The organism is Acidobacterium sp. FHG110202_01 (assembly GCF_059115305.1).
This window is the reverse complement of record NZ_JBZYWJ010000002.1, coordinates 401,567-424,736: the sequence shown is the minus strand read 5'-3', so window position 1 is coordinate 424,736 and position 23,170 is coordinate 401,567. Positions and strand designations below refer to the sequence as shown.

21 protein-coding genes are annotated in these 23,170 nt (G+C 57.4%); 10 read left to right on the top strand and 11 right to left on the bottom strand.

Annotated elements, in window-relative coordinates; genetic code table 11:
* Window positions 1–177 precede the first annotated feature (177 nt).
* Together AC5S16_RS05075 and AC5S16_RS05070 are read left to right on the top strand one after the other, a co-directional pair.
* Complete coding sequence (locus AC5S16_RS05075; protein ID WP_493928946.1) at window positions 178–1,506, top strand: BON domain-containing protein; 1,329 nt, start codon at window positions 178–180, stop codon at window positions 1,504–1,506.
* A 617-nt stretch (window positions 1,507–2,123) separates the two neighbouring features.
* The gene (locus tag AC5S16_RS05070) at window positions 2,124–2,396 is read left to right on the top strand and encodes a DUF4242 domain-containing protein (RefSeq protein ID WP_493928945.1); all 273 of its coding nucleotides are present in this window, start codon (window positions 2,124–2,126) and stop codon (window positions 2,394–2,396) included.
* Between the two features lie 129 nt (window positions 2,397–2,525).
* Here AC5S16_RS05070 and AC5S16_RS05065 read toward each other — a convergent pair whose 3' ends face one another.
* Window positions 2,526–3,215, bottom strand: a complete 690-nt coding sequence (locus AC5S16_RS05065; protein ID WP_493928944.1) for a hypothetical protein — start codon at window positions 3,213–3,215, stop codon at window positions 2,526–2,528.
* Window positions 3,216–3,484: 269 nt separating this feature from the next.
* On the opposite strand from AC5S16_RS05065, the gene AC5S16_RS05060 reads away from it, so the two are divergent.
* Window positions 3,485–4,720 carry a nucleotide disphospho-sugar-binding domain-containing protein gene (locus AC5S16_RS05060; RefSeq protein ID WP_493928943.1) on the top strand — a complete coding sequence of 412 codons (1,236 nt, stop codon included), beginning with the start codon at window positions 3,485–3,487 and terminating at the stop codon, window positions 4,718–4,720.
* A 276-nt stretch (window positions 4,721–4,996) separates the two neighbouring features.
* Here the strand turns inward: AC5S16_RS05060 and AC5S16_RS05055 are convergent, their stop codons facing one another.
* Complete coding sequence (locus AC5S16_RS05055; protein WP_493928942.1) at window positions 4,997–5,884, bottom strand: aldo/keto reductase; 888 nt, start codon at window positions 5,882–5,884, stop codon at window positions 4,997–4,999.
* A gap of 250 nt (window positions 5,885–6,134) precedes the next feature.
* On the opposite strand from AC5S16_RS05055, the gene AC5S16_RS05050 reads away from it, so the two are divergent.
* From AC5S16_RS05050 to AC5S16_RS05035, 4 genes are all read left to right on the top strand, one after another.
* Window positions 6,135–6,743 (top strand): DJ-1/PfpI family protein, encoded by a 609-nt coding sequence (locus AC5S16_RS05050; protein WP_493928941.1) that lies wholly within the window; start codon window positions 6,135–6,137, stop codon window positions 6,741–6,743.
* A 403-nt stretch (window positions 6,744–7,146) separates the two neighbouring features.
* Window positions 7,147–8,160: a PhoH family protein gene (locus AC5S16_RS05045; RefSeq protein WP_493928940.1), complete on the top strand. Its 1,014-nt coding sequence runs from the start codon at window positions 7,147–7,149 to the stop codon at window positions 8,158–8,160.
* Window positions 8,161–8,210: 50 nt separating this feature from the next.
* A complete protein-coding gene (gene ybeY / locus AC5S16_RS05040; RefSeq protein ID WP_493928939.1) occupies window positions 8,211–8,759 on the top strand; it encodes an rRNA maturation RNase YbeY in 549 nt (182 codons plus the stop codon).
* Window positions 8,756–10,048, top strand: coding sequence for a hemolysin family protein (locus AC5S16_RS05035; protein ID WP_493928938.1), 1,293 nt, complete (start codon window positions 8,756–8,758; stop codon window positions 10,046–10,048). The genes ybeY and AC5S16_RS05035 overlap by 4 nt, the downstream gene beginning before the upstream one ends.
* On the opposite strand, the gene AC5S16_RS05030 is transcribed toward AC5S16_RS05035, so the two are convergent.
* Entirely contained in the window at window positions 10,038–10,439 is a 402-nt protein-coding gene (locus tag AC5S16_RS05030) for a vitamin K epoxide reductase family protein (RefSeq protein ID WP_493928937.1), read from the bottom strand. The genes AC5S16_RS05035 and AC5S16_RS05030 overlap by 11 nt on opposite strands.
* Window positions 10,440–10,495: 56 nt before the next feature.
* Here AC5S16_RS05030 and AC5S16_RS05025 point away from each other — a divergent pair, with 56 nt between their 5' ends.
* Both AC5S16_RS05025 and era read left to right on the top strand, forming a co-directional pair.
* Window positions 10,496–11,110 (top strand): DsbA family protein, encoded by a 615-nt coding sequence (locus AC5S16_RS05025; RefSeq protein WP_493928936.1) that lies wholly within the window; start codon window positions 10,496–10,498, stop codon window positions 11,108–11,110.
* A 2-nt stretch (window positions 11,111–11,112) separates the two neighbouring features.
* On the top strand, window positions 11,113–12,042 hold the full coding sequence (gene era, locus AC5S16_RS05020) for a GTPase Era (RefSeq protein ID WP_493928935.1): 930 nt from the start codon (window positions 11,113–11,115) through the stop codon (window positions 12,040–12,042).
* 363 nt (window positions 12,043–12,405) lie between these two features.
* Here era and AC5S16_RS05015 read toward each other — a convergent pair whose 3' ends face one another.
* The 8 genes from AC5S16_RS05015 to AC5S16_RS04980 form a co-directional block, all read right to left on the bottom strand.
* A complete protein-coding gene (locus tag AC5S16_RS05015) occupies window positions 12,406–13,761 on the bottom strand; it encodes a sigma-54-dependent transcriptional regulator (protein WP_493928934.1) in 1,356 nt (451 codons plus the stop codon).
* Window positions 13,758–16,025: a sensor histidine kinase gene (locus AC5S16_RS05010; protein WP_493928933.1), complete on the bottom strand. Its 2,268-nt coding sequence runs from the start codon at window positions 16,023–16,025 to the stop codon at window positions 13,758–13,760. The genes AC5S16_RS05015 and AC5S16_RS05010 overlap by 4 nt, the downstream gene beginning before the upstream one ends.
* A 109-nt stretch (window positions 16,026–16,134) precedes the next feature.
* Window positions 16,135–17,250, bottom strand: coding sequence for an alanine dehydrogenase (gene ald, locus AC5S16_RS05005; protein WP_493928932.1), 1,116 nt, complete (start codon window positions 17,248–17,250; stop codon window positions 16,135–16,137).
* An 11-nt stretch (window positions 17,251–17,261) separates the two neighbouring features.
* Complete coding sequence (locus AC5S16_RS05000) at window positions 17,262–18,272, bottom strand: protein NO VEIN domain-containing protein (RefSeq protein WP_493928931.1); 1,011 nt, start codon at window positions 18,270–18,272, stop codon at window positions 17,262–17,264.
* A 64-nt stretch (window positions 18,273–18,336) separates the two neighbouring features.
* Window positions 18,337–18,645: a nucleotidyltransferase family protein gene (locus AC5S16_RS04995; RefSeq protein WP_493928930.1), complete on the bottom strand. Its 309-nt coding sequence runs from the start codon at window positions 18,643–18,645 to the stop codon at window positions 18,337–18,339.
* A gap of 127 nt (window positions 18,646–18,772) precedes the next feature.
* Window positions 18,773–20,257, bottom strand: a complete 1,485-nt coding sequence (locus tag AC5S16_RS04990; RefSeq protein ID WP_493928929.1) for an aldehyde dehydrogenase family protein — start codon at window positions 20,255–20,257, stop codon at window positions 18,773–18,775.
* Between the two features lie 121 nt (window positions 20,258–20,378).
* Window positions 20,379–20,885, bottom strand: coding sequence for a cytochrome P460 family protein (locus tag AC5S16_RS04985; protein ID WP_493928928.1), 507 nt, complete (start codon window positions 20,883–20,885; stop codon window positions 20,379–20,381).
* Complete coding sequence (locus tag AC5S16_RS04980) at window positions 20,882–21,853, bottom strand: heme-binding domain-containing protein (RefSeq protein ID WP_493928927.1); 972 nt, start codon at window positions 21,851–21,853, stop codon at window positions 20,882–20,884. The genes AC5S16_RS04985 and AC5S16_RS04980 overlap by 4 nt, the downstream gene beginning before the upstream one ends.
* A gap of 227 nt (window positions 21,854–22,080) precedes the next feature.
* Here AC5S16_RS04980 and AC5S16_RS04975 point away from each other — a divergent pair, with 227 nt between their 5' ends.
* Window positions 22,081–23,145 carry a rod shape-determining protein gene (locus AC5S16_RS04975; RefSeq protein WP_493928926.1) on the top strand — a complete coding sequence of 355 codons (1,065 nt, stop codon included), beginning with the start codon at window positions 22,081–22,083 and terminating at the stop codon, window positions 23,143–23,145.
* The last annotated feature ends 25 nt before the right edge of the window (window positions 23,146–23,170 follow it).

Genomic DNA, 23,170 nt, shown 5'->3' with positions numbered 1-23,170 from the left:
GGATGACAACCTATTTTCATCCGCTCAGGATGACAAGCTTTTAGGGGTTTACGGGACGGCTTTTGCCGGCCCGTAACTTTTTCCGCCGCAATGGGTTTTTATAAATGACTCGTCAGAGCGGCTTGCGTCTATTCCTTTGCGGAGCAATGCTGCTACGCGGTTGAAGAGGGTGTAGTGATGATGAAATTCATAGGCGGAAGTGCACGAATACTGGTTGCCGGAACGATTCTTTCTCTGGGCGCAGCCGGTTCTTCATTTGCTGTCCCTAGCGCCATGGCACAGGCTGCCCGCACGGACGCTGATATCCAGGCCGATGTGGCATATGAAATCTCGCATTCGCAGCAATTGCAAGGGCAGAACGTTACGGCGGCGACGATCCGCGGCAATGTGACGCTTTCCGGCACGGTGAACGACAGCGCCTCAAGGCAGCTTGCCGAGCAGATTGCCGCCAAAGTGCAGGGCGTGCGCTCGGTTGTCAATAATCTGACGGTCGGCAATGCCGCTGCGCAGCAGGCGCCGGCTGCGGCTAACCAGCAGCAGCCTGACGAGCAGGTTCCTCCTCCTCCGGCGTATAACCAGGGCGTTTCGCAGCCGCCGGACGACGAGGCGGCACAGCAGGGCAATCCTCAGGCTCAAGGCTACCCTCAAGCTCAGGGCTATCCCCAGACTCAAGGCTATCCCCAGCAGGGCTACCCGCAGGGCCAAAATTATCCCCAGGCTCAGGGTTATCCCCAGGGGCAGCAGCAACAGCCTGGTTATCCGCAGCAGCAACCGGCTCCTTATCAACAGCAGCAGCCTGTTTACCAGCAGCCTCCGAGCGGTCCTGTGACCATTCCGGCCGGGACTCTGCTGAATGTCCGGACGAGCGAGCCGCTCGATACCCGCAGGGTACAGATCGGCACGATGTTCCAGGGCACGGTGGCGGGTGATATCTATTCGGGCAATGTGCTGGCGATTCCGCGCGGCGCGGTTGTGACCGGGCAGGTTGTGAATGTTCAGAAGTCGGGCGACCTTGGCGGCAAGTCCGGATTGCAGCTGCAGATCACGACGCTCCAGCTCGGCGGGCAGACCTACTCCCTGGCAACCGATGCGTGGAGAGCCGATGGTCCTAACAAGGCTGGCTATTCGGCGGGCAACACTGTTGGCGGAGCTGCCCTCGGTGCAGTAATTGGCGCTATCGCAGGAGGCGGACCAGGCGCGGCGATCGGCGCGGCAGCGGGCGGCGTAACCGGAATAGCGGCTTCCGCTGCAACCCGGGGCCCACAGGTAGTGCTTCCGCCGGAGGCGATGCTGAGCTTCCATCTGGCGAACGCGGTGACGGTCAATCCAGTGTCGACGCAGGAATTGCAGCGCCTGGCGGCTTCAGTTCAACAGCAGCAGCCGCAGCTGATGCGCAGGCCCGTATACATGGCGGCACCGTATCCTTACGGCTATCCGTACCCCTACTACTATGGATATCCCCGATATTATTACGGACCCGGCGGATACTACCGCTACTGGCGGTAAACCTGAGCGAGGGCTGCGAATCCCCTGAAAGCCCTCGCTACCCTGGACCCGGCCCAGAAGGGGGGTACCCCCCTCCCCCCTATGTAGCAGTTGATTTACTTGTTTTCAATGACTTATGAGGGGGGTACCCCCTGCTATGTGATTGATTCTTCTATTGCTTGTGCACTACTCCAGTGTTTTCATATATTTAGCGGGTAATCTATTTTCTGGTTACCCCTGGAAACAGGGTACGGAGTTGTAGCGCTCAGAGAGCACAGAAGCACGAAAGCCCGCCTCATGGCGGGCTTCTTCTTTACTCCCTATATTTAGTTTAGCAATTTTGGGCGTAATATTATGCCAACTTTCTTCGGATTGTATTCCGTTTGGATTGTGCCAGTTATGGGATTTTGAGTGGCTCAGGGAGCTTGACAAAGCTTACAGACAGAGAGAAAGAACAAAAACTTCACCATCTTCGACGCGGTTTTGGACGCGGAGGTCCGCAGAGGGAAAACCTTACTTTATGGGAAGCAAATTTTGGAACCGACATAGTGCCCTTCACTTTTCATGACAAATGCTGCTGCGAAAGGTAAGATAGGCATCCATCCCCCGCAAAATCAAGAAAACCAGGGAGTGCAAGAATGCCCAAGTTTGTCATTGAGCGGGAGATTCCCGGCGCGGGGAAGCTTTCTCCGGCAGAGCTTAAAGCCATCTCGCAGAAGTCGTGCAGCGTGCTGAACAGCATGGGGCCACAGATTCAGTGGATCCAGAGCTACGTTACGGATGACAAGATCTACTGTATTTATATTGCTCCAGATGGAGAGGCAGTCAGGGAGCACGCTACGCGGGGAGGGTTTCCGGCGAACCGTGTGTCTGAAGTGAGAACGATGATTGATCCAACTACTGCGGAGTAATGCTCCACCTGCGACTGTGGGGCCGACGTCGTTCCGTCGGCTCGTGTCAGCGGGAACAAGACTCTCTCCCTGAAAAGCATTGAAGAGCCCCGAAGATTTAAGGACAACTTCAATGCCTGAGGGAATACATCAAGAAGATACTTGCGTGTTTTGCTTCCAGAGTGCGTTTTCGTCCGACCCCGCATCTTTCTGTGCCTGAGCTGCGCCCTCGCCGCTAAGCTCCCGCTGCTGGGCATCGGTATTCTCTAAATTGGTTCTAGCCTGGTAAAAATTCTGAATGTCTTGCCGAAGATTGGGATCCAAAGCATTTTTTAAACTATTCGTATCAATATTGCCTTTGCTGTCCAACTGGACACCGTCTTTCTCCAGCTGATTTACAGCAGCGGTATACTGTCCTTTAGCTCCGCCTAACTGCCCGGCTTCCTGGGAATTGAATCCTTCCTGCCTTAATTGACGAGCATCCGTAGCCCCGAGTTGAGCGCCCAACTGGCCGCCACCATTTTGAGATCCGATATCAGCGCCAATATTGGCCGCCCTCTGTCCGCCGTTGCCCTGACCGCCTATGCCGCCATTGTTGCCCTGACTTTGTGCCGCCTGCTGCTCAAGCGCCTGCAGCAGCTCCTTCCCAAGTTGCTGCTCGATCCCGCCAAGCGGATCCTGGCCCAAACCTTGAAGCGCAGATCCAATTGGATCCTGGCTCTGGCCGTAGGAACCGACTTTTGACTGTTCCGACTGCTGTCCAAGCTCGGGTCCTCCTTCCAGCGCCTCAGATATGTTTTGCAAAGGTGATGAGTTTTGCAAAGGTGAAACACCGCCCATATTGTTCCTCCATCCCCATCAAAGGGTTAGTCTTGGCTATTTATCGATTCCCGATCTGCAAAGTTGTCAAAATATTCCGACTGCTCTGACCCGATGTCTTTTCTCAGCCTTAACGGAATGAAACGCGGCTGCGGGTGTTTCTTCAGCGGACCATTTCTGTCTCCGGTCACCGTGCTGGAGGTTGTAAACAGACGGTTCATGAGACTGGAGGAAAAAGAACTGTGAAGATTGGTTTTTTGAGTTTGCCCCTGTCGGGACATTTGAACCCGATGACTGCGTTAGCACGCGCGGTGCAATCGCGTGGACATGAAGTTGTATATTTCGGAGTTCCGGATATTGAGCCGCATGCGCGCGCTGCCGGTCTGGAATTTGCTTCTTTTTGTGAACGCGAATTTCCGGTTGGCTCGACTGCTGAAATATGGCAGGAGGTGGCGGAGCGGCAGGGCCTCGACGTCATTCGGCATACGGTAATGAAGTTCGCGCCCCAGCTGCTCAAGCCCACGCTGGAACAGCTGCCTGCGCGGCTGGCGGAGAGAGGCATAGAAGCGCTGGTGATCGACTTTACCTATCGCTTCGCTGAACTGGTGCCCATGAAGCTCGGGATCCCTTATGTGCATGTGTATCCGATCCTGCACTTTGATTTTTCCGGAGCGACGCCGTTATGCCTCTATGGGTGGCCGCATGAGACAACGCCGGAAGCGCAGGCGAGAAATCTGCAGGGGCTGCAGCTGCTGGGAGAAATCAGCGTGAATGCTCAGACGGTTGCGCAGGCCTATGCCCGGAAGGTGGGGCTCGAGGTGGATTGGGAGAACCCGGCGGCGACGGTTTCGAATCTCGCAATCATTACGCAGACGCCCAGGGAGCTCGATTTTCCCATCCCTGTGCTGCCGCCCCAGTTTCACTATGCCGGCCCGTTCCATGATGACGGCGGGAGAGAAGAGATTCCGTTCATGTGGGAGAAGCTGACAGGCAAGCCGCTGATCTACGCTTCGCTGGGAACGCTGGTGAATGGGCTGGCACCTGTGTATGAAAGCATTCTTCGCGCGGTGGAGAGATTTCCGGAGATGGAAGTCGTGCTTTCAGTAGGCAAGAACATCGACCTGAAAACGCTGGGGAAGATTCCGGCGAACACCATTGTCGTGCGGTCTGCTCCGCAGCTTGCGCTGCTCAAGCGCGCGACACTGTGCATTACGCATGCCGGGGTGAACACGGCGCTTGAGTCTCTGACGCAGGGCGTGCCGATGGTGGCGATCCCGATCGGATATGACCAGCCTGGCGTGGCGGCAAGGATCGCATATCACGGCGCAGGCGAGTTCGTGGACGTCTCCGAAGTTTCAACGGAGCGGCTTTCGGAACTGATTGGAAAGGTGCTGGGGAATCCGGCCTATCGCGACAAGGCGCGGTACTTCCAGAAGGTGATTGCGCGGACGCACGGGCTGAATGTAGCTGCCAGTGTGATCGAGCAGGTGTTTCAGGAAGAGCCGGACGCAGTTGCGGCAGACTGAAGACTTTCATCCCCCTTTGTGCGAGTGCTGCGCAAAGGGGGGACTTCTCCTTCCTATCACTTAGGGGCCAGGGCGACCATTAAACGAAGAGGTGCTGAAAAAAGTTCACTTGATTTGAAAAGCAATCCCTCAGCGGCTAAAGCCGCGCTGAATTTCCGGTTCTTGCGGCACGGCTGAAGCCGTGCCCCTTCAAAACAACAACTTTTCAACGCCCTCCAAAGGCGCCGGAGGCGTCCTTCGACAAACTCAGGACAGGCTATGCCTGGATGGCCAGTCCTAGCCGCGGAGGCTTACGGGGGGCGGAGTGACGGCGGAGAGCTCCTCGAATTTTGACTGCGGGAGCTCAAGGCCGGCGGCGGCGATATTTTCTTCGAAATGCGCAACCGATGAGGTTCCGGGGATGGGGATCATGACTTTTGACCGCTTGAGCAGCCAGGCAAGTGCGAGCTGCCGCGTGGTTACGCCGAGCTCCTTTGCGACCTTTTCGAGGACTTCGTGCGCTTTGAGGCTCTGGCCGAGCGGCGCCCAGGGCAGGAAGGCGATGTCGTTCTTCTCGCAGTGGTCGAGGAGGAAGTCCCACTCGCGGTCGGCGAAGCTGTAGCGGTTCTGCACGGAGACGATGGGGACGATCTTGCGGGCGCGCTCGACGTGTTCGAGGGTGACGTTGGAGAGCGCGACGTGGCGAATCTTGCCCTCGGATTGCAGTCTGGCGAGCGTCTCCATCGATGCGTCGAAGGAGACCGCCGGATCTGGGACGTGAAGCTGGTAGACGTCGATGCGGCTGAGGCGCAGGCGCTGGAGGCTGCCTTCAACAGCGGCGGTGAGATGTTTGGGGCTGGCATTGTGAATCCACTGGCCGGGACCGACACGCTCCCATCCGCCCTTGGTGGCGATGACAAGCCCTGACGGGTAGGGGTGGAGGGCTTCGGCGATGAGCTCTTCGGAGACGTTAGGGCCGTAGGAGTCGGCGGTATCGATGAAGTTGACTCCGAGCTCGACGGCGCGGCGCAGCGTGGCAAGGGCGGCGGGCTTGTCGGTGGGAGGTCCCCAGATGCCTTTGCCGGTAATGCGCATGGCTCCATAGCCGAGACGGTGGACGGTGAGGTCGCCTCCGAGGGTGAAGGTTCCGGCAGATGTGGCGGAGATGGCTTGGGTCTGTGGCATTTGGGCTGTACTCCTGTTGGGTTTGGATGTTCTTGGTTTGGGAAAAGATTATTTAACAACCCCACGTTAGGCGCTTCGCGCCGAACATGGGGCACCCGCGTTTGTGGCTACCGATGCAAACTGCAGGTTCTTCGACTTCGCTACGCTCCGCTCAGAATGACAAAATTTGACTGCTTCAACAGAAATTGACGGAACGTGCGTATTTGTTCGAACGTCATAAGAATACATAATTTTTTTGAAGGAGCATGCAATGAGTGCGGCGAAACTCTTACTGCTGGCGGGCGATTACGTTGAGGATTACGAAATCATGGTGCCGTTCCAGGCGCTGCAGATGGTGGGGCATACGGTGGATGCGGTCTGTCCGGACAAGAAGGCGGGGCAAGTGGTGCGGACGGCGATCCATGACTTTGAGGGCGACCAGACGTATTCAGAAAAGCGCGGGCATAACTTTGCTTTGAATGCCACTTTTGCCGATGTGAAGGTTGAAGACTATGACGGGCTGGTGATTCCCGGCGGGCGCGCTCCGGAGTATCTGCGGCTGAACGCGAAGGTGCTGGACATTGTGCGGCACTTTGCGAATGCGGATAAGCCGATTGCCGCGATCTGCCATGCGGCGCAGATTCTGGCGGCTGCGGACGTGATTCGAGGCAGAAAGGTGAGCGCTTATCCGGCGTGCTCGCCGGAAGTGAAGCTGGCGGGCGGGGAGTATGTCGATCTGCCGATGACCGAAGCAATTGTGGACGAGAATCTGGTGACGGGACCGGCGTGGCCTGCGCATCCGGCGTGGCTGAGTAAATTTCAAAGCGTGCTTGAAACGTATTTAGCGGCCAAGGCACAACCTGTTGGGGCGGCTAAATAGGCGGCTAGAAAAACCCAGGTTAGCTTCGCGAACCTGGGGCACCCTTTGCTGTGGCTACCGAAGCAAAAAGCAGGTTCTTCGACTTCGGTTTCTGTTCCAGAAACCTTCGCTCAGAATGACAGCCTGTATTTATCCGCTCAGGATGACAAACTTTGGAATCAGGGAATCAACTCGGTACGGCTTTGCCAACATTTCATGGATTTGGCATTGACGTGAAGCGGGAGCGGGTCTACTCTGAGCGCATTAACGAGCGAAATTTGGTGCTATCTGCCAATCCGACGCTCCGGCTACCGCATCTAAGAAGTGTGGTGCCACTTCCCTTGTACTCCGTACTTGAAGCCACTCAATCCAAACCACACATGCTGACTGCTCCGGTGGCCGGCACAGGAGGTTATTTCTCCGCTTGATGAAAAAAGCGTTGGAAATCACGCCCAATCTTGAGCCCCTTTTCGGGACCCGCGATGAAAACCTGAGACTCATGGAAGATGGCCTGAACGTGCGCATCGATCTGAAATCGGATGCCGTGCAGGTGGAAGGCCCGCAGGAGAGCCTTGTCCGCGTGGAGCGCATCTTTTCCGACTACGAGCATCTGCGACGCAACGGGATCAATCTGCATAACGGCGAGCTGAATGGAATGCTGCGCCTGGTGGTAGCTGATCCGGCGGTGACGCTGCGAGGACTGGTGGAGAGCGGCAAGCAGCGCTCGGCGGGCATCAAGCGTATGGTGCAGCCGCGCTCGCTGAATCAGCGGCATTATGTCGAGGCCATTGAACAGGCGGACATGGTCTTCGGCATCGGGCCTGCGGGCACGGGCAAAACATATCTCGCCGTCGCGATGGCAGCGTCGGCGCTGCTGGCGAAGAAGGTGAGCAGGATTGTGCTGGTGCGTCCGGCGGTGGAAGCGGGCGAGCGGCTGGGATTCCTTCCCGGGAGTTTGCAGGAGAAGGTGGATCCATATCTGCGACCTTTGTATGACGCGCTTTATGACTTGCTCGAACCGGAGCGCGTGGACAAGATGCTGGAGCGCAACGTGATTGAAGTGGCTCCGCTTGCATTTATGCGCGGGCGCACGCTGAACGATGCGTTCATCATCATGGACGAGGCGCAGAACACGACCTCGGAGCAAATGAAGATGTTCCTGACGCGCCTGGGAAATAATGCCAAGGCTGTGATCACGGGCGATGTGACGCAGATCGATCTGCCGAATCCGCGCAAATCGGGGCTGGTGGAAGCGATGAATGTGCTCGAGGGTGTGGACGGCATCCGCTTCATTCACTTCGAGGACGGCGATGTGGTGCGCCATCACCTGGTGCAGCGCATTATCCGCGCTTATGACAGCTTCGGGCGCTCGCAGCAGGAGCTGCCGCTGGGCATTCCGCAGACAGATGAAGGGCGTACGGAGCGGAAACCGCAGTAATTTGCTGTACCATTTTCTTGAGGAGGATCAGTTGGTCCTCCTCGTTTTGCATGATCCTGATCGAACCCGACGCCGATATTGCTTCCAACCGTACTGCGCTCAAGATGCGCGAGCTCCGCAGTTTTCTGCGGAAAGCGAAGACTGCTGTTGGTCTCGACGGGGAAGTCTCCGTACTGCTGGCCACCGATCCTTCCATTCGCGTGCTGAACCGCGACTTCCGCAAAAAAGACAAAGCTACGGACGTGCTGTCGTTTCCGGCGGACACTTCGCATCCCGACGCGAAGCTCGCGGGCGATCTTGCCATTTCGCTCGATACAGCCAGGAGACAGGCTGAAGAGCAAGGGCATTCTCTGCAGATGGAGCTGAAGGTTCTGTTGCTACATGGACTGTTGCATCTGGCTGGATATGATCACGAGGCTGATACCGGACAGATGTCGCGCAAGGAAAGCGTGCTGCGCAAGGAGCTTGACCTGCCGGCAGGGCTGATCCAAAGAGGCGGGGCGAGAAGCAGGGCAGCGAAGAAGACGACGCAACGAACTACAAACCACGGAACTGGAAGCCGCAGAACTAGAAGTAGAACTGGGAGCCGGGTTCGATGATGACTATTGTTGCGGCAGTCCTGATTGTTTTTCTGCTTGTGGTGCTGACGCTGGCTTCCTATGTTGACCGTCTCTATTCGGAGATGGGCAAGTTTCTTGTTCGCGAATTTCAGGACAACCTCGATGCCTGGGAAGGCCTGGTGGAGCGCCGGATGGGGTTGAGCCGCGACCAGCTTGCGGTTTCTGCTGCCGTGTTGTCACAGCTTTCGCTTGCCTGCCTGACGCTCATCTTTGGAATGCTGCTGTTCGAGCGCAGCTCTGCTACGGACCACGCGAGCGCGGGCGAGATTGCGCAGGCTGTGCTGGGCGTGGTGCTGGTGATCATTCTCTTCAACCGGCTGCTGCCTTATGTGCTGTTCGTGCGTACGCGCGGAATCTGGATTGCCTATTTTCGCTGGTTCCTGAGGCTGCTGTTTTATCTTGTGCTACCGGCAACGTTCTTTCTGGGCTTTCTTTCCCAGATAGCCGCGCTTGCCGAAGCGCCGAAGCAGGAGGAAGAAGGCACGGATTCCGAAGCCGTGGAAGCGCTGATTGAGGCGGGCGAGGAAGAGGGCATCATTGAAGAAGGCGATCGCGAGCTGGTGCGCTCGGCGGTGGAGTTTGGCGATAAGGTGGTGCGTGAGGTGATGACGCCGCGTCCGGAGATGATCGCCATCGCGGGTCGCGAGACACTCGAGGCGCTGTTCAAGCTGATTGAGGAGCATCCGGTTTCGCGCGTGCCTGTCTATGATGGCTCGCTCGATCAGGTTACCGGCATCGCCTTTGCTCATGATCTGCTGCGCGTGACCGATGAGGCGGCGCGGACGCGAACGGTGGCCAGCATCCAGCGGGCTGCAGTGTTTGTTCCGGAGACGAAAAAGGTCAATGAGCTGCTGCGCGAGATGCAGAAGGAAAAGCAGCACATGCGCATCGTGATCGACGAGTATGGCGGGGTTGCGGGCGTGGTCACGATTGAGGACCTTCTGGAAGAGATTGTCGGTTCCATTGCGGATGAGCATGACGATGACGAACTGGAGCGGCCGAAGCATGAACCGGATGGATCGTGGCTGATTCCCGGCGGCATGGAAGTAGCGCAGATGGAAGAGCTGTTCGGCAATGAATGGCAGATGCCGGAAGGCTACGAGGCTACGACCGTCGGCGGACTGGTGAGCGAGGTGGCAGGACGCATTCCGCTTGCGGGCGAAGTGGTGGAAGAAGACGGACTGCGCTTTGAGGTGCTGTCTTCAACAGACCGCCTGATCGAAAGGCTGCGGGTTTCGCGCAAGCCGGAAGAAGCAGCTACGTCCTGACAGGACGCTGGAGCACTGCGGCGATAATTGAAAACAGCGTAATGAGCGCGATGATGCTCTGCGAAATGACGCAGTAGAGACACCACACCTCAAGAATATGCGCCTCAATGCGGGTGAGATAGAGCGAGTAGCCCAGCGCTATGAGCGCTGCCGCGAGAAGAAGCTTGTAGCGGCGCGCCAGGGCGAGGATAGCGATGACTGCATAGCCGGCGATGCCTATGGTCGCTACCGGGACTCCATGAAAGACAGAATAGCGGCTGTGATTGACGATGCCGCAGTCCCAGTGCGCGTTGATGTCGCAGGGTTGTGTGTCGGTGGAGTAGTGAACGTGCAGCGCCAGCGAGGCGACGATGATTCCGGCAAGGGCAAGAACGGCAATGATATAACGCATCGGATTGCAACCAGTCTAATAGACGCGGGATAGAATGAAGAGTGAGACATATGCTTATGCTGCGATCCATCGTGACCCTTGTCCTTGCCGCTTTTGTAATGGGAACCTCTGCGCACGCGCAGGCTCCTCAGGATGCGCTCAAGCCGCCGGCTGGCGCGAAGGTGGCGATTGTGGAGTTTGCCGATCTTGAATGCCCGAGCTGCGCGCACCAGAACCCATTGATCAAGGCAGCTGTGGCGAAGTACCGCATTCCCTGGGTGCGGCATGACTTTCCCATTGCCTATCACCGCTGGAGCTCGCAGGCCGCGGTGAATGCGCGGTGGTTCGATACGAAGTCGCCGAAACTGGGTGATGATTACCGGGATGCGGTCTTTGCTGCCCAGACGAGCATCGAGACTCCCGATGACCTGCGCAACTTTACCGACAAGTTTGCCAAGGACCATGGCGTGGCGCTGCCGTTTGTCATCGATCCGCAGGGGAAGTTCGCAGCAGCGATAAAAGCGGATTACGACCTCGGCGTGAGGCTGGGAGTGCATCAGACGCCGACAGTCTGGGTGGTGACGGACAAGCACGGCGCGGCGAGTGCGTCCGAGGTGAAGGACTTCAATAATCTTTACGCGATGCTCGACACAGCCGTTGCTGATGCCAGTGCGAAGCAGGCAAGGAAGTAAGCTTGCGCTCAGGCTTCGTTTCGATTCTTGGCCGGCCGAATGCCGGCAAATCCACACTGATCAACAAGCTCGTTGGCGAGAAGGTCGCCATCGTCACCAGCAAGCCGCAGACAACGCGCACGCGGATTCATGGCGTGGTGGAAGTGCCTGCGCGAAAAGGGAAGCATCCGGCAGCGCAGATTGTTTTTGTGGACACTCCGGGTGTGCACAAGCCCCATTCATGGCTCGACAAGCGCATGATGCAGGAGGTGCATGGGGCGCTTGAGACCCGCGACGTAGTGCTGCTGATGGTGGATGCAACGCGGCGGCTGGAACTCGAAGACAGCAAGAGCGAAGACACGTTTGCCTTCGACATGATTCGCAAGCTGGATTGCCCGGTCTTTCTCATCATCAACAAGATCGACCTCGTTCTGCGAGAAAAGCTGCTGCCGCTGATTGCTCAGCTCAGCGCGCTCCATTCCTTTGCCGAGGTGATTCCAATTTCGGCGCGCAAAGGTGATGGGCTTGACCGCCTGGTTGCGAAGCTGGTCGAGTATCTGCCGGAAGGCGAACGGTATTTTCCCAAAGACCAGTACACAGATCAGCCGGAGCGGTTTATGGTTGCCGAGCTGATCCGCGAGCGCATTCTGCAGGAGACGGGCGAAGAGGTCCCGTATGCTTCAGCGGTAGTCATTGAGCGCTTTGAAGAGCCGCAGCCCGAAGACAAGAAGCCACTGACGCGCATTGCTGCCGCGATTTATTGCGAGCGCGCGGGGCAGAAGGCGATCCTGATCGGCAAGGGCGGAGCCAAGCTCAAGAGCATCGGCACCAATGCGCGCAAGGAGATTGAGTCGCTGCTGGGGACGCGCGTGTTTCTGGAACTGCACGTGATTGTCGAAGAAGGCTGGCGCGAGCGGCGCGGCTTCGTCGATTCCCTGAACTGGCGGGACTGACCGTCCAGGTAGACGCGCGCTTTGTGCGCCATTCTTGCCTCTGCTTGGTGATTCGGCTTCCTTGCCGCTCCCTTTGGTCGCTGCTTTCTTGCTGAGCTATTGCTATTTCATTTTTCGTGCCTACCGATGCATGCCAACTACCCCAGGTTAGCTCCGCGAACCCTTCGGCTTCGCTCAGGGCAGGCTCTGGGGCACCCTTGTGGTGGCTATCGAGGCTTTTGCCGGGCCTTGCTGCGCAAGGCTATAGCGCACCGTTCCGGTGCGGGTCCTTCGACTGCGCGCTTTGCGCTCCGCTCAGGATGACAACTTATTACGAACACAAATGGCATTCGCAAAGAGCGGATGGGCTGCCTTGACGGCCAGTCATTCGCGAACGGTGATGCCTAACGAGCGCATTTTGCGGTAGAGGTGGCTGCGTTCGAGGCCGAGGGTTTCTGCGGCGCGGCTGATGTTGCCGTGGCTTTCGTCGATCTTCTTCAGGATGTAGTCGCGCTCGTAGGCTTCGCGGGCCTGCTGCAGCGTGCTGAAGTCTTCGCTGCGCCGACTTGTGCCGCGATGTACGAGCATGGGCAGGTGCTTGCGTTCGATGCGTTGCGCGTGCGGGTTGAGGATGACGATGCGCTCGATCAGGTTTTTGAGCTCACGGACGTTGCCGGGCCAGTGGTACTGCTTGAGGAGATCGAGCGCGTCTTCTGCGATGTCGATGCGGGGGCGTCCGTATTCGCGGCCGAAGGCACGCAGAAATTCGCGCGTGAGGAGCGGAATGTCTTCCTTGCGGTCGCGCAGAGGCGGCACGTAGAAGGGAATGACGTTGAGGCGGTAGAAGAGGTCTTCGCGGAAATTGCCCTTGGCGATTTCTTCTTCGATGTTCTTGTTGGTGGCGGCGATGACGCGCACGTCCACGTTCATGGCGTGTGCTGCACCTACAGGCGTGAAGCGCTGCTCATCGAGAGCGCGCAGAACTTTGGCCTGGGTCTTCAGGCTCATGTCGCCGACTTCATCGAGAAAGAGAGAGCCGCCGTCGGCACGTTCGAAGGTGCCGCGTTTTTCGGCAGGGCCTCCGGCGACGGCGCCGTTGCGATAGCCGAAGAGCTCGCTTTCGATGAAGTCCTCAGGAATAGCGGCGCAATTCAGCTCGACGAAGACGCGGTCGCGCCGCAGGCTTTCGGCATGGATGGCGCGCGCGATCAATTCTTTTCCGCTGCCTGATTCGCCGTAGATGAGCACGCGTCCGTTGGTGGGGGCCATGAGCTTGATCTGCTGGCGCAGGGCTTTTGCGGCGACGCTTTCTCCGGTGATGGCGGACTGCAGGGAGAGCTGGCGCTTGAACTCCTCGTTTTCGCTGCGCAGGCGTTTTGCTTCGATGGCGTTCTTGACGACGATGAGCGTGCGTTCGAGCGAGAGCGGTTTTTCCAGGAAGTCGAATGCGCCGAGCTTGGTAGCGCGCACGGCGGCTTCAATGGTGCCGTGGCCGGAGATGATGATGACTTCCGGTTTATTGTCGGCATTGAGCGTGCGGATTTCGTTCAGGACTTCAAGGCCATCGCGGTCGGGCAGCCAGATGTCGAGCAGCATGACGTCATAGCTGACGTCGCGCAGCAGCACGAGCGCTTCGCTTGCCATTCCGGTGGTGGTTACGGAATAGTCTTCTTCGCGCAGGATCTCTTCTAGAAGCCTGCGAATATCTGCTTCGTCATCGACGATAAGGATGTGTTTCATGAAGCGGTCTTGTTGATTGCTGCCGGCGTTATATCACTGCTGCCGTTTGCGTATCCAGCCAGCGGCAGTTCGATGATAAACCGCGCGCCTGCCGGATAGTTCTGCTCTGCGCGAATGGAACCGTGGTGATCCTGAATAATTTTTGCCGCAATGGCAAGGCCGAGGCCGGTGCCGCGTTGCTTGGTCGAGAAGTAGGGCAGGAAGAGGCGCTCGCGCGTTTCTTCGGTGAGTCCGTGGCCTGTGTCGGAGAGAACGATCTCCGCCATCTCATGATGGTCAGTGAGGCCGGTTTCAATGGTGAGAATGCGCATGCGGCTCTGCTGCATGGCCTCAGCGGCGTTGTCGATGAGGTTGGCGAGCGCACGCTTCATCGATTCCGCATCAGCCATGACGGGCGGAAGATTTGCGGCGAGATGGACATCGAGATGAATGCCAGGCAGGCGGTCTTCAAAGAGATGCAGCGCGTTTTCGACAATGGTGTTGAGACCGGCTGGCCTGGGTTGCGCGGTGGGGAATTCGGCGAGCGCGGCGAATTGATCGACGAGACGGCGCAGTGTTTCTACGGAACCAAGGATAATGTCGCTGCAGGAGCGGATGATTTTCGGAGACTCAGCAGTATTGCGGTCAACATGCCGCTTGATGCGGTCGGCGGAAAGCGCGATGGGCGTGAGCGGATTCTTGATTTCGTGCGCGACACGCTGCGCTACTTCTTTCCAGGCAGTCTGACGCTGGGCCTGCAGGAAATCGGTTACGTTTTCGAGGACGAGAACTGATCCTTGACGGCCATGGCCGAGATGCAGCATGGCCATGGTTGCGGAGAGATCGAGCTTGCCCTTAGGGTTGCGCATCTCGAACTCAGTGGAGGCGACGCCCATGCGCTGCGCGCGGCGGGCAAGCAGCGCAAGTTCGCTCGAAATCTCTTCGGGGAGAAGCTCAGAGAGCAGCAGGCCTTTGAGGGATTGAGGCGCTCCTGGGGGCAGCAGGTCGGCGAAGGACTGGTTGGCCTGTGTAATGCGCTGCTGGGCATCGAGCGTAACGACGCCGCCGGGAATGGTTTCAAGAATGATCTCAAGCTCGCGGCGTCGCTCTTCGAGAGCGGCGTTGGCTTCGAAAAGCTGTGTGGTGGACTGCTCGGCAATGAGGCGGCTCTGCTCGAGGTCGGAGGCCATGTGGTTGAAGGATTGCAGCAGCTCGCCCAGCTCTTCGGTCGCGGAGACGGTGACACGCTGCTCATAGTGGCCGGTGGCGATTCCGTCCATGGCGTCGGCGAGATTTTCAAGCGGGCGTGTGATCTGCTTTGAGAAATACCAGGCGAGCCAGCTGCTGGCGAAAAACGTGAGAGCGGTGAGCAGAAGCAACAGCAGAAGGTAGGTGCTGCGGATGCTGCGGCGCTCGCGATAGACAGCCCAGTATTGCGCGGTTCCGGCGCGAATTTCAGAAACGGTCGCGCTGAGGCCGGAAGGCATGGGCAGTCCGACGACGATAACTCCGCCGCCGGAGGTGGTGGCCATACCCAGTGCGTACTCAGCATCGCCAACGGCCAGTACGGGTTGATCGGTGCGCTGCGCGGCTTTGCGGATGGTGACAGTTAACGGCTCTGCCGGCTGTTTCTGGGCTGAGGCTTCGTCCATCCATGCGCGCACGGTAGCGGGGCTGGAGCTTTTCGGTATCTGATATTCGGCGACGGGTACGTCGTCGCGATAGATGATGGCAAAGCCGCCCTGCAGGGTGATGCGGTGCGTGCGGATTTCATCGAGCAGAGCGTTCTTGTTTTCAGCCTGGTAGTTCAGGGCGATGGCTTCAGAGCGCGCCAGAGCTTCGGCTTCGGCGCGTGCGTTCTGGGTGACGTAGTTCGACAGCTCGAATGCGATGCGGGTCGAGTCCTCGCGCAGCTGCGCGACGGGCTGCGAGAACCAGCGGTCGATGGAGCGGTTCATCAATCCGAAGCTGAAGAAGAACATGAACGCGGCAGGCGCGAAGGAGAGCAGCAGCGCTCCGATGAGCATGCGCGAGCGCAGACGCGAGCCAAGCAGGCGGCTGCGGCGGTCGGCGTAAATCTTGAGAATATTGCGCGAGAGCAGAACGAGCAGAGTGAGAAAGAGCAGGAAGGCGATGACGGACAGCGCAGTGAAAAGAAAAATTGCGCCGACGCTGTGCGGATAGACGAAGGCATTCAGGTTAAATGCATTGAGCGCGGCAAACAACAGGAGCAGCAAAAGTACTAGGGCTCCGAGAACAATGATGGTGACGCGCCTGGGCTTCATTCGCTTCGCCTGATGCAGAGATTATAGGCTCAATGTGGTTTTGCCTATAGATAGGACGGCTCAGAGCGGGCTTAAGACTAATGAAGGCGCGGCGAGGTGCCGCGCCCGTTTACGACAGCAGATCGCGGACCGGCTTCCATTCTTTCTTCTGCGATATGGCGACCGGCTCACAGGTGAGGGTTCCTTCGAATGTGTTTACGCCGTCGCGAATGCCGTCGTCGGCGAGGATTGCGTTCTTTGCTCCTGATTGGGCGAGCCGCATCACGTAGGGGAAAGTTGCGTTGGTGAGCGCGAGCGTGGATGTGTTAGGAACTGCGGCGGGCATGTTGGTTACGCAGTAGTGAACCACTCCGTTGACCTCGTATGCGGGATTGCTGTGCGTCGTGGGCTTTGCGGTTTCAATGCAGCCGCCCTGGTCGATGGCGACATCGACGATGACCGCTCCTTTTTTCATTTTCGCGACCATCGCTTTGGTGACGATCTTGGGCGCGGCTGCGCCGGGAATCAGAACGCCGCCGATGACGAGGTCGGCCTCCTGCACGGCGCGGGTGATGTTGTAGGAGTTGGATGCGAGGGTGAAGAGCTTTCCGTTGAAGATGTCGTCGAGCTCGCGCAGGCGGTTGAGATTCAGATCAACAATGGTTACTTTTGCTCCCATGCCGACGGCGATCTTTGCGGCGTTGGTGCCTACGATTCCTCCGCCAATGATGCAGACATTGGCGGGAGGCACGCCGGGCACGCCGCCGAGCAGCAGGCCGCGTCCGCCTTTTTCCTTTTCAAGATACGAAGCGCCGACCTGCACAGACATCCGGCCTGCGACTTCTGACATGGGCGTGAGCAGCGGCAGCGTTCCGGCTTTGTCGCGGATGGTCTCATAGGCGATGCCGACGACTTTCTTGGTGAGAAGCTGCTCGGTGAGATCGGGTACTGGAGCCAGATGCAGATAGGTGAAGAGCACGAGGCCTTCGCGGAAGAAGACATATTCCTTTTCGATGGGCTCTTTGACTTTGACAACCATGTCGGCGTTGCCCCAGACGTTGTGGGCCGAGCCGACGATCTCCGCGCCCGCGGACTGGTATTCGTCGTCAGTGAAGGCAGAAAGCTCGCCGGCGCGGGTCTCGACCAGGACGGTGTGTCCGGCCTCGGCAAGTGCTTTTACGCCTGCCGGCGTGATGCCCACGCGGCTCTCGTGGTCTTTTACTTCCTTTGGGACTCCGATGATCATTTAATTTCCTTTTACTCGGTTACAGGTTTACCAGAGCTAACCAGCAGATTACATAGATAATGGGTAGGCACAGAATTTTGCACGTCAGGGCACCAAGGCGTATAGATGACGCTTTTGCCACGATTAACAACCTTACCGTTATCATCGAGCTCGATGGAATGTACTACAAAGAGTTGTGTGTTGTTTCGAGGATCTGAGGCTAGCATGAACTCTCTTTGAGTTAAAAGGATGGCATTGCCAGGCCCCCTTGTTCCCTTTACTTCAACTAAAACGTCCTTGCCATTCTTGGTACAAAGCAAATCAAAAGATTTAGTCAAAGACACATTTCTTACATCATAGCCAAGCGATGTGTAATATCGTTCAGCACGTTGCATCGCATGGGTTTCAATCGTTTTTCTTATTTTCGAGTTTGGTTCATATCGTTCGATACAATCTGCAATTTGGTCTGTGATGTCCCGTGTAGTTGCAGCATCTGCAGAGTTCAAAAGATTCGAACTGTTGTATTTATCAACAAATGCGATGGCTTCGTCCATCCAGTTTGATCCCAATAAATTACCTTTGCGATCAAACATGTATGTCATGTTGAATTGACCAAATCCACCGTTCCCGCCAGGAATTTGGAGGGTTCGCTTTGGAATGGGCAGAAGAACAGATTCTTGTGAGTCAGCTTCGAGATTGAAAAGGCGGTGAGGGTGTTCCAAATCTTCCAATGCCATTCGATGCACGACAGCATCGCGATACCAACCGTATATTCGCATTCCTCGTCCGAGTTGATCCCAATATTTTTGAGGAACAGTCGCACAAAAGATTACGGTTACTCCATCGAGTTGGTCTCCTATATAACCTGGTTGTATTCGTTGAAGGTTACACTTTTCCTTTACAGAGCCTCTGATATATCCCCGAAACCTTCTATCTGTGTCGTGAATGTATTTGAAATTATATGCTTCGGAGCCAATGCCTCTTTTGGTAAACGAACCTCCTCCGATTGGCCGCTCGTGCTCAGGACCGTTATAGTAATCCATCCACCCGGTTCTTCCGAACAACACTCTACGGGGAGCCATTGAAGCTTCTTTCTTGCTATCGACCTCAAGCCGCATAGAGCAGGGCCTTGCTGCGCTCCACACTCTCGCGGAAGAAGGGATTGCGAATGGCAGATTCGACGACCAGATCTATTGGCCGCTCAAAGATCTTTGCCAAAGCTTCCATCAGACCGAAGTACGTGTCTGCATAGGTTCCTGAAGGCAATGGCTCGAATTCGACAAGAAAATCAAGGTCGCTGTATTCCAGATCAAAGTCATCGCGCAGTCCTGAGCCAAACATATCCAGCTGCCGGACGTGGTACTGGCGGCAGAGCTCAGCTATCTGTTCACGTTTTTGCTCGATGTGCGGTTCCATTGCAAGATTCTCTGACTACAGGATAGCAATTGATGCTGCTTATTCCCTCAGGGGCTAAAGCCCCGATATTGGCTGCTTTTTACGGCACGGCTGAAGCCGTGCCCCTTCAAAGATTACAAAACGAACTCTAGTCAATCTGTGCGCGTTGCAGTTTGTCTGAATAGTCTACGTAGACGGACTTCCATGTCGTGTAAAAATCGAGTGCGCCGGTGCCGCCTTCGCGGTGGCCGTTGCCGGTCTGCTTCACTCCGCCGAAGGGCAGGTGGACTTCAGCTCCGATGGTCGGTGCGTTGATGTAGGTGATGCCGGCTTCGAGGTCGCGCATGGCGCGGAATGCCTTGTTGACGTCACGCGAGTAGAGCGCGGTCGACAGGCCGTACGGGATGCGGTTGGCGATCTCGATGGCTTCGTCGAAGCTTGCCGCTTCGATCAGGCTTATGACCGGGCCGAAGACTTCTTCCTGCGCGATGCGCATCTCGGGCCTGACGGCGGAGAAAACGGTCGGCGCGAAGAATGTCCCATTGGCGAAGGGGCCCTCGGTGAGTCGATTGCCGCCGCTCAAAAGCTTTGCACCTTCCTTCTGCGCAACCTCGCTGTATTTTGTCGATGTCTCAATCTGCTGCTCGTTGATCTGCGGGCCCATCTCAATGGATTCGTCGAGGCCGTCGCCGATCTTGAGCCCTTTGGCACGCGCGACCAGTTTTTCCGTGAACTCGGCAGCGATTTTTTTGTGCAGGATGATGCGGCTGGTGGCGGTGCAGCGCTGGCCGGTGGTGCCGAATGCTCCCCAGACGGCGCCGTCGAGCGCGAGGTCGAGGTTGGCGTCGTCGAGGACGATCATGGCGTTCTTGCCGCCCATTTCGAGCGAGCACGGTTTAAAGTTTGCCGCTGCGGTCTGGCCGACGATGCGGCCTACTTCGCTCGATCCGGTAAAGGATATGGCGCGCACGCCCGGATGCGCGACCAGAGGCGCTCCTGCATCGGGGCCGTAGCCGGTGACGATGTTGACGACGCCTTTGGGCAGGCCGGCTTCGATGAGCGTCTGCACAAGGTTGAAGGTGGAGAGCGGCGTGTCTTCCGCCGGCTTGATGACGCAGGTGTTGCCGCAGACGAGGGCAGGGAAGAGCTTCCACGACGGGATGGCCATGGGGAAGTTCCAGGGCGCGATCATGCCGCAGACGCCGACGGGCATGCGCACGGACATGGCGAACTTATCCCGCAGCTCGGAGGGCGTGGTCTGGCCGAAGAGGCGGCGGCCTTCGCCGGCCATGTAGTAGGCGGTGTCGATGGCCTCCTGCACGTCGCCGCGCGTTTCGGCGAGCACCTTGCCCATTTCGCGGGTCATGTCCTTGGCGTATTGCTCTTTGCGCTGTTCGAGAAGCTGGCCGGTGCGGTAGAGGATTTCGGCGCGCTTCGGCGCAGGGACGAGGCGCCAGGTCTTGAAGGCCTGCTCGGCGGCCTTGACGGCTGCATCGATGTCTTCCGCGCCTGAGGACTGGAATTCGCCGACTACGTCGTTCTTGTTTGCGGGATTGATGTTCAGGAAGGTCTTGCCGGTTTTTGCCGGGACCCATTCACCGCCGATCAGATTTTTGTAGAGCTTTGTGGACATGGAATCTGCCTTCAGAGATTGCGAAATAAGCCAAACTAAGAAGGATATCGCATCCGATGATTGAAAGCGTGAAACGAGTACTGAACCTCAGGGGCTAAAGCCCGTTGCACAGAATTCCTTCTCAGGGCATGACTGCGGCGCGCTGTGCGAGAAGCCAGGCTGCGCGGTTGTTTGGTGCAGGGCCTTCGACGGCTGCGGTCTGCTTCAGCGGTGTTCCTTCGAATTGTTGGTAAGAGAATGATGGTTTCTGGTACTGGCCGGCCTTTACCGTGACGAATTCGACGGATTGGGGAGCAGCCGGGATGTTTCCGCCAAACCAGCGCGGGTCTTCCTGCTGGTTCCAGATGACGAGCGAGAGGACTGAGCCGGTCGGGTAATCATGCTGTGAATTTGTTCGCGCGTATTGCACGGCGATGTCGTTGCCGTAGAGGGTCGACATGGTGGAGTTCTGCTTGTCAATCCAGGAGGTGATGACTTTCTGCTGCAGGGGATTGAAGGGAAGCGCGGCTGTCAGAGCGGCATCCTGATTGAGCTTTGTGGCGACGCGTGGATTCTGACTGGAGCAGCCGAGAATGCCTGCCAGCAGCGTTGTACAGAAAAGAATCGCGGCATTTGTGCGTGCGCTCATTGCTGGCCTCCCTGCGCTTTGATAGGCCCCTGAATGGGCATCGTGTAGACGTAATCATTGCTGCGGACGGGCATGTGGCAGGTGATGCACTCGCCGGTGAAGTTTGCATCTTTTCCGTAGGGCTTCAGGTCGGTTCTGCGCCATCGCGCCCAGCCCCAGCCTTTGGTGGACGCATACTTCTGGCTGTCGCGGATCATGAACTCGACCTGGACGAATGCTCCGGTGTGCACGACGCCCTTGTCATCGCGCTGCTGTTGCCAGGCGACCTTGGCGAAGCTGGTGCCGTCGGGCCAGGGATTGATGTGGCCTTCGGCAATTGCCTTGACGGCAATGTCATTGCCCAGGATGACGCGCATGGTGTTGTTGTCCCAGCGGTCGGTGCTGCTGATGGCCTTCCAGTTCTTGTAATCGGGCAGGAAAGCGATGCCGTTGAGCGTTGGCTGTACGTTCGATGCCTGCTTGTTGCCGTTCTGGACCCATTGCTGATATTGCGCGTCGGAGGCGCTTACATTTTCCGGAGCGGCTGCTTTAGGAGGCGACGGCGGATGGAGCCAGGCGCGCAGCACGACCAACTGTTCCGGCGTGATGGCTGCTCGGGGATGCACGCGGACATAGGAGGGCAGAGGCATGGCGCCGAGCTGGATCATGTTGACGGCTTCAAAGAGCGCGCCCTTCTGCTGTGCGGCGGGCAGCTTGCCGATCTCAGAGAAATTCAGGTGTTTTCTGGCTTCGTTCACATCACTGGTGACAATCCAGTAGGCGGGCGCAATCTGATCGAACCAGGGCAGCTTTGTTTCGTTCGAATGGCAGTTGTAGCAGGAGTTCCTGAGGATCTGTTTCACTTCCGGCGGAGCCTGAATTTCTGCGGTGACTGGAGGATTTTTAAGCACAGGCCGGATGAATTGAATTCCTAGAAACGCGAGGCATGCGATGACGGCGAGGAGACGGACTTGCGGTAACGTTGCCATGCTTTTCCCAGGAGACGCTCAGATGCGGCTACGGTTACAGTGTGCGGGAGATTTCTGATGACTGCATTGGAAATTTTTTATCGTCATGGTTTCTACACAGTGAACTTACGAGATTACTATTCCCGCAAATTTCCTTAGAAAATCCTAAGTTTCCAGATGCCGTTACGGTACGGTAAATGCCCATAGGCCTTACAATGAAGTCGAGTTCCTTATAAAGCATCTTTTCCATGTCATCGAACGGTTTCTCCTCACGCTCTTCGCGGTCGCACGGTGTGCGCTCGCTGTTCAGTGTATTTTCCAGTGATCTCGCGATCGATCTGGGTACTGCCAATACTCTTGTTTATGCCCGAGGCAAGGGCATTGTGGTCAATGAGCCTTCTATTGTCGCCATCAATAAGAACACGGGCGAGGTTGAGGCAGTAGGCAAAGAGGCCAAGGAGATGCTGGGCCGTACTCCGGGCAATATTGTCGCCATCAAGCCGATGAAGGACGGCGTGATCGCCGATTTCAAGGTTACGGAAAAGATGCTGAATTACTTCATCCAGAAGGCGCACAACCGCAAGATGCTGGTGCATCCGCGCATTGTGATCGGCGTGCCTTCCGAGATCACGCAGGTGGAAAAGCGCGCGGTCGAGGACTCGGCCTATCGCGCCAAGGCGAGCGAAGTATTTCTTGTCGAGCAGGCGATGGTGGCCGCGATCGGCGCCGGTCTGCCTATCACCGAGCCGAGCGGCAATATGGTCGTCGATATCGGAGGCGGAACCACCGATATTGCGGTCATCTCGCTGGCCGGCATCGTCTATTCGCGGTCGGTACGCATGGCCGGCAACCAGATGGATGAGGCGGTGATGAACTACCTCAAGCGCAAATACAACCTGCTGATCGGCGAGCGCACCGCGGAGCAGATCAAGCTGGAGATCGGCTCGGCCTATCCGCTGGAAAAGCCGCTGACCATGGAGATCAAGGGGCGCAACCTGATTGAGGGCGTGCCCAAGACCATCACCATTGATGACAGCGAGATACGCGAGGCCCTGGGCGAGTGCATCGCCACTATCATGAACGCCATCCGGGTGGCTCTGGAGCGAACCCCGCCGGAACTTTCCGCCGACATCAGCGATCGCGGCATCGTACTAACTGGCGGAGGGGCGCTGCTCAAGAACCTGGACAAGCGCATCCGCGAAGAGACCGGACTGCCGGTTTCGATTGCCGACGACCCGTTAGCCAGCGTGGTTCTGGGCACAGGAAAAATGCTCAGTGATTTCCGTTTGCTGCGTAAGATCAAGATTGACTAGTTGTGCACCGTTTCGTGGGCAGTCC

Coding starts and splice junctions, on each gene's coding strand:
- AC5S16_RS04980 (WP_493928927.1), bottom strand. CDS start 21,853: ATGGCAACGTTACCGCAAGTCCGTCTCCTCGCCGTCATCGCATGCCTC.
- AC5S16_RS05070 (WP_493928945.1), top strand. CDS start 2,124: ATGCCCAAGTTTGTCATTGAGCGGGAGATTCCCGGCGCGGGGAAGCTT.
- AC5S16_RS05010 (WP_493928933.1), bottom strand. CDS start 16,025: ATGAAGCCCAGGCGCGTCACCATCATTGTTCTCGGAGCCCTAGTACTT.
- AC5S16_RS05025 (WP_493928936.1), top strand. CDS start 10,496: ATGCTGCGATCCATCGTGACCCTTGTCCTTGCCGCTTTTGTAATGGGA.
- ald (WP_493928932.1), bottom strand. CDS start 17,250: ATGATCATCGGAGTCCCAAAGGAAGTAAAAGACCACGAGAGCCGCGTG.
- AC5S16_RS04990 (WP_493928929.1), bottom strand. CDS start 20,257: ATGTCCACAAAGCTCTACAAAAATCTGATCGGCGGTGAATGGGTCCCG.
- AC5S16_RS05060 (WP_493928943.1), top strand. CDS start 3,485: ATGACTGCGTTAGCACGCGCGGTGCAATCGCGTGGACATGAAGTTGTA.
- AC5S16_RS04985 (WP_493928928.1), bottom strand. CDS start 20,885: ATGAGCGCACGCACAAATGCCGCGATTCTTTTCTGTACAACGCTGCTG.
- AC5S16_RS05055 (WP_493928942.1), bottom strand. CDS start 5,884: ATGCCACAGACCCAAGCCATCTCCGCCACATCTGCCGGAACCTTCACC.
- ybeY (WP_493928939.1), top strand. CDS start 8,211: ATGATCCTGATCGAACCCGACGCCGATATTGCTTCCAACCGTACTGCG.
- AC5S16_RS04975 (WP_493928926.1), top strand. CDS start 22,081: ATGTCATCGAACGGTTTCTCCTCACGCTCTTCGCGGTCGCACGGTGTG.
- AC5S16_RS05075 (WP_493928946.1), top strand. CDS start 178: ATGATGAAATTCATAGGCGGAAGTGCACGAATACTGGTTGCCGGAACG.
- AC5S16_RS05015 (WP_493928934.1), bottom strand. CDS start 13,761: ATGAAACACATCCTTATCGTCGATGACGAAGCAGATATTCGCAGGCTT.
- AC5S16_RS05000 (WP_493928931.1), bottom strand. CDS start 18,272: ATGGATTACTATAACGGTCCTGAGCACGAGCGGCCAATCGGAGGAGGT.
- AC5S16_RS05030 (WP_493928937.1), bottom strand. CDS start 10,439: ATGCGTTATATCATTGCCGTTCTTGCCCTTGCCGGAATCATCGTCGCC.
- AC5S16_RS05065 (WP_493928944.1), bottom strand. CDS start 3,215: ATGGGCGGTGTTTCACCTTTGCAAAACTCATCACCTTTGCAAAACATA.
- AC5S16_RS04995 (WP_493928930.1), bottom strand. CDS start 18,645: ATGGAACCGCACATCGAGCAAAAACGTGAACAGATAGCTGAGCTCTGC.
- AC5S16_RS05035 (WP_493928938.1), top strand. CDS start 8,756: ATGATGACTATTGTTGCGGCAGTCCTGATTGTTTTTCTGCTTGTGGTG.
- AC5S16_RS05050 (WP_493928941.1), top strand. CDS start 6,135: ATGAGTGCGGCGAAACTCTTACTGCTGGCGGGCGATTACGTTGAGGAT.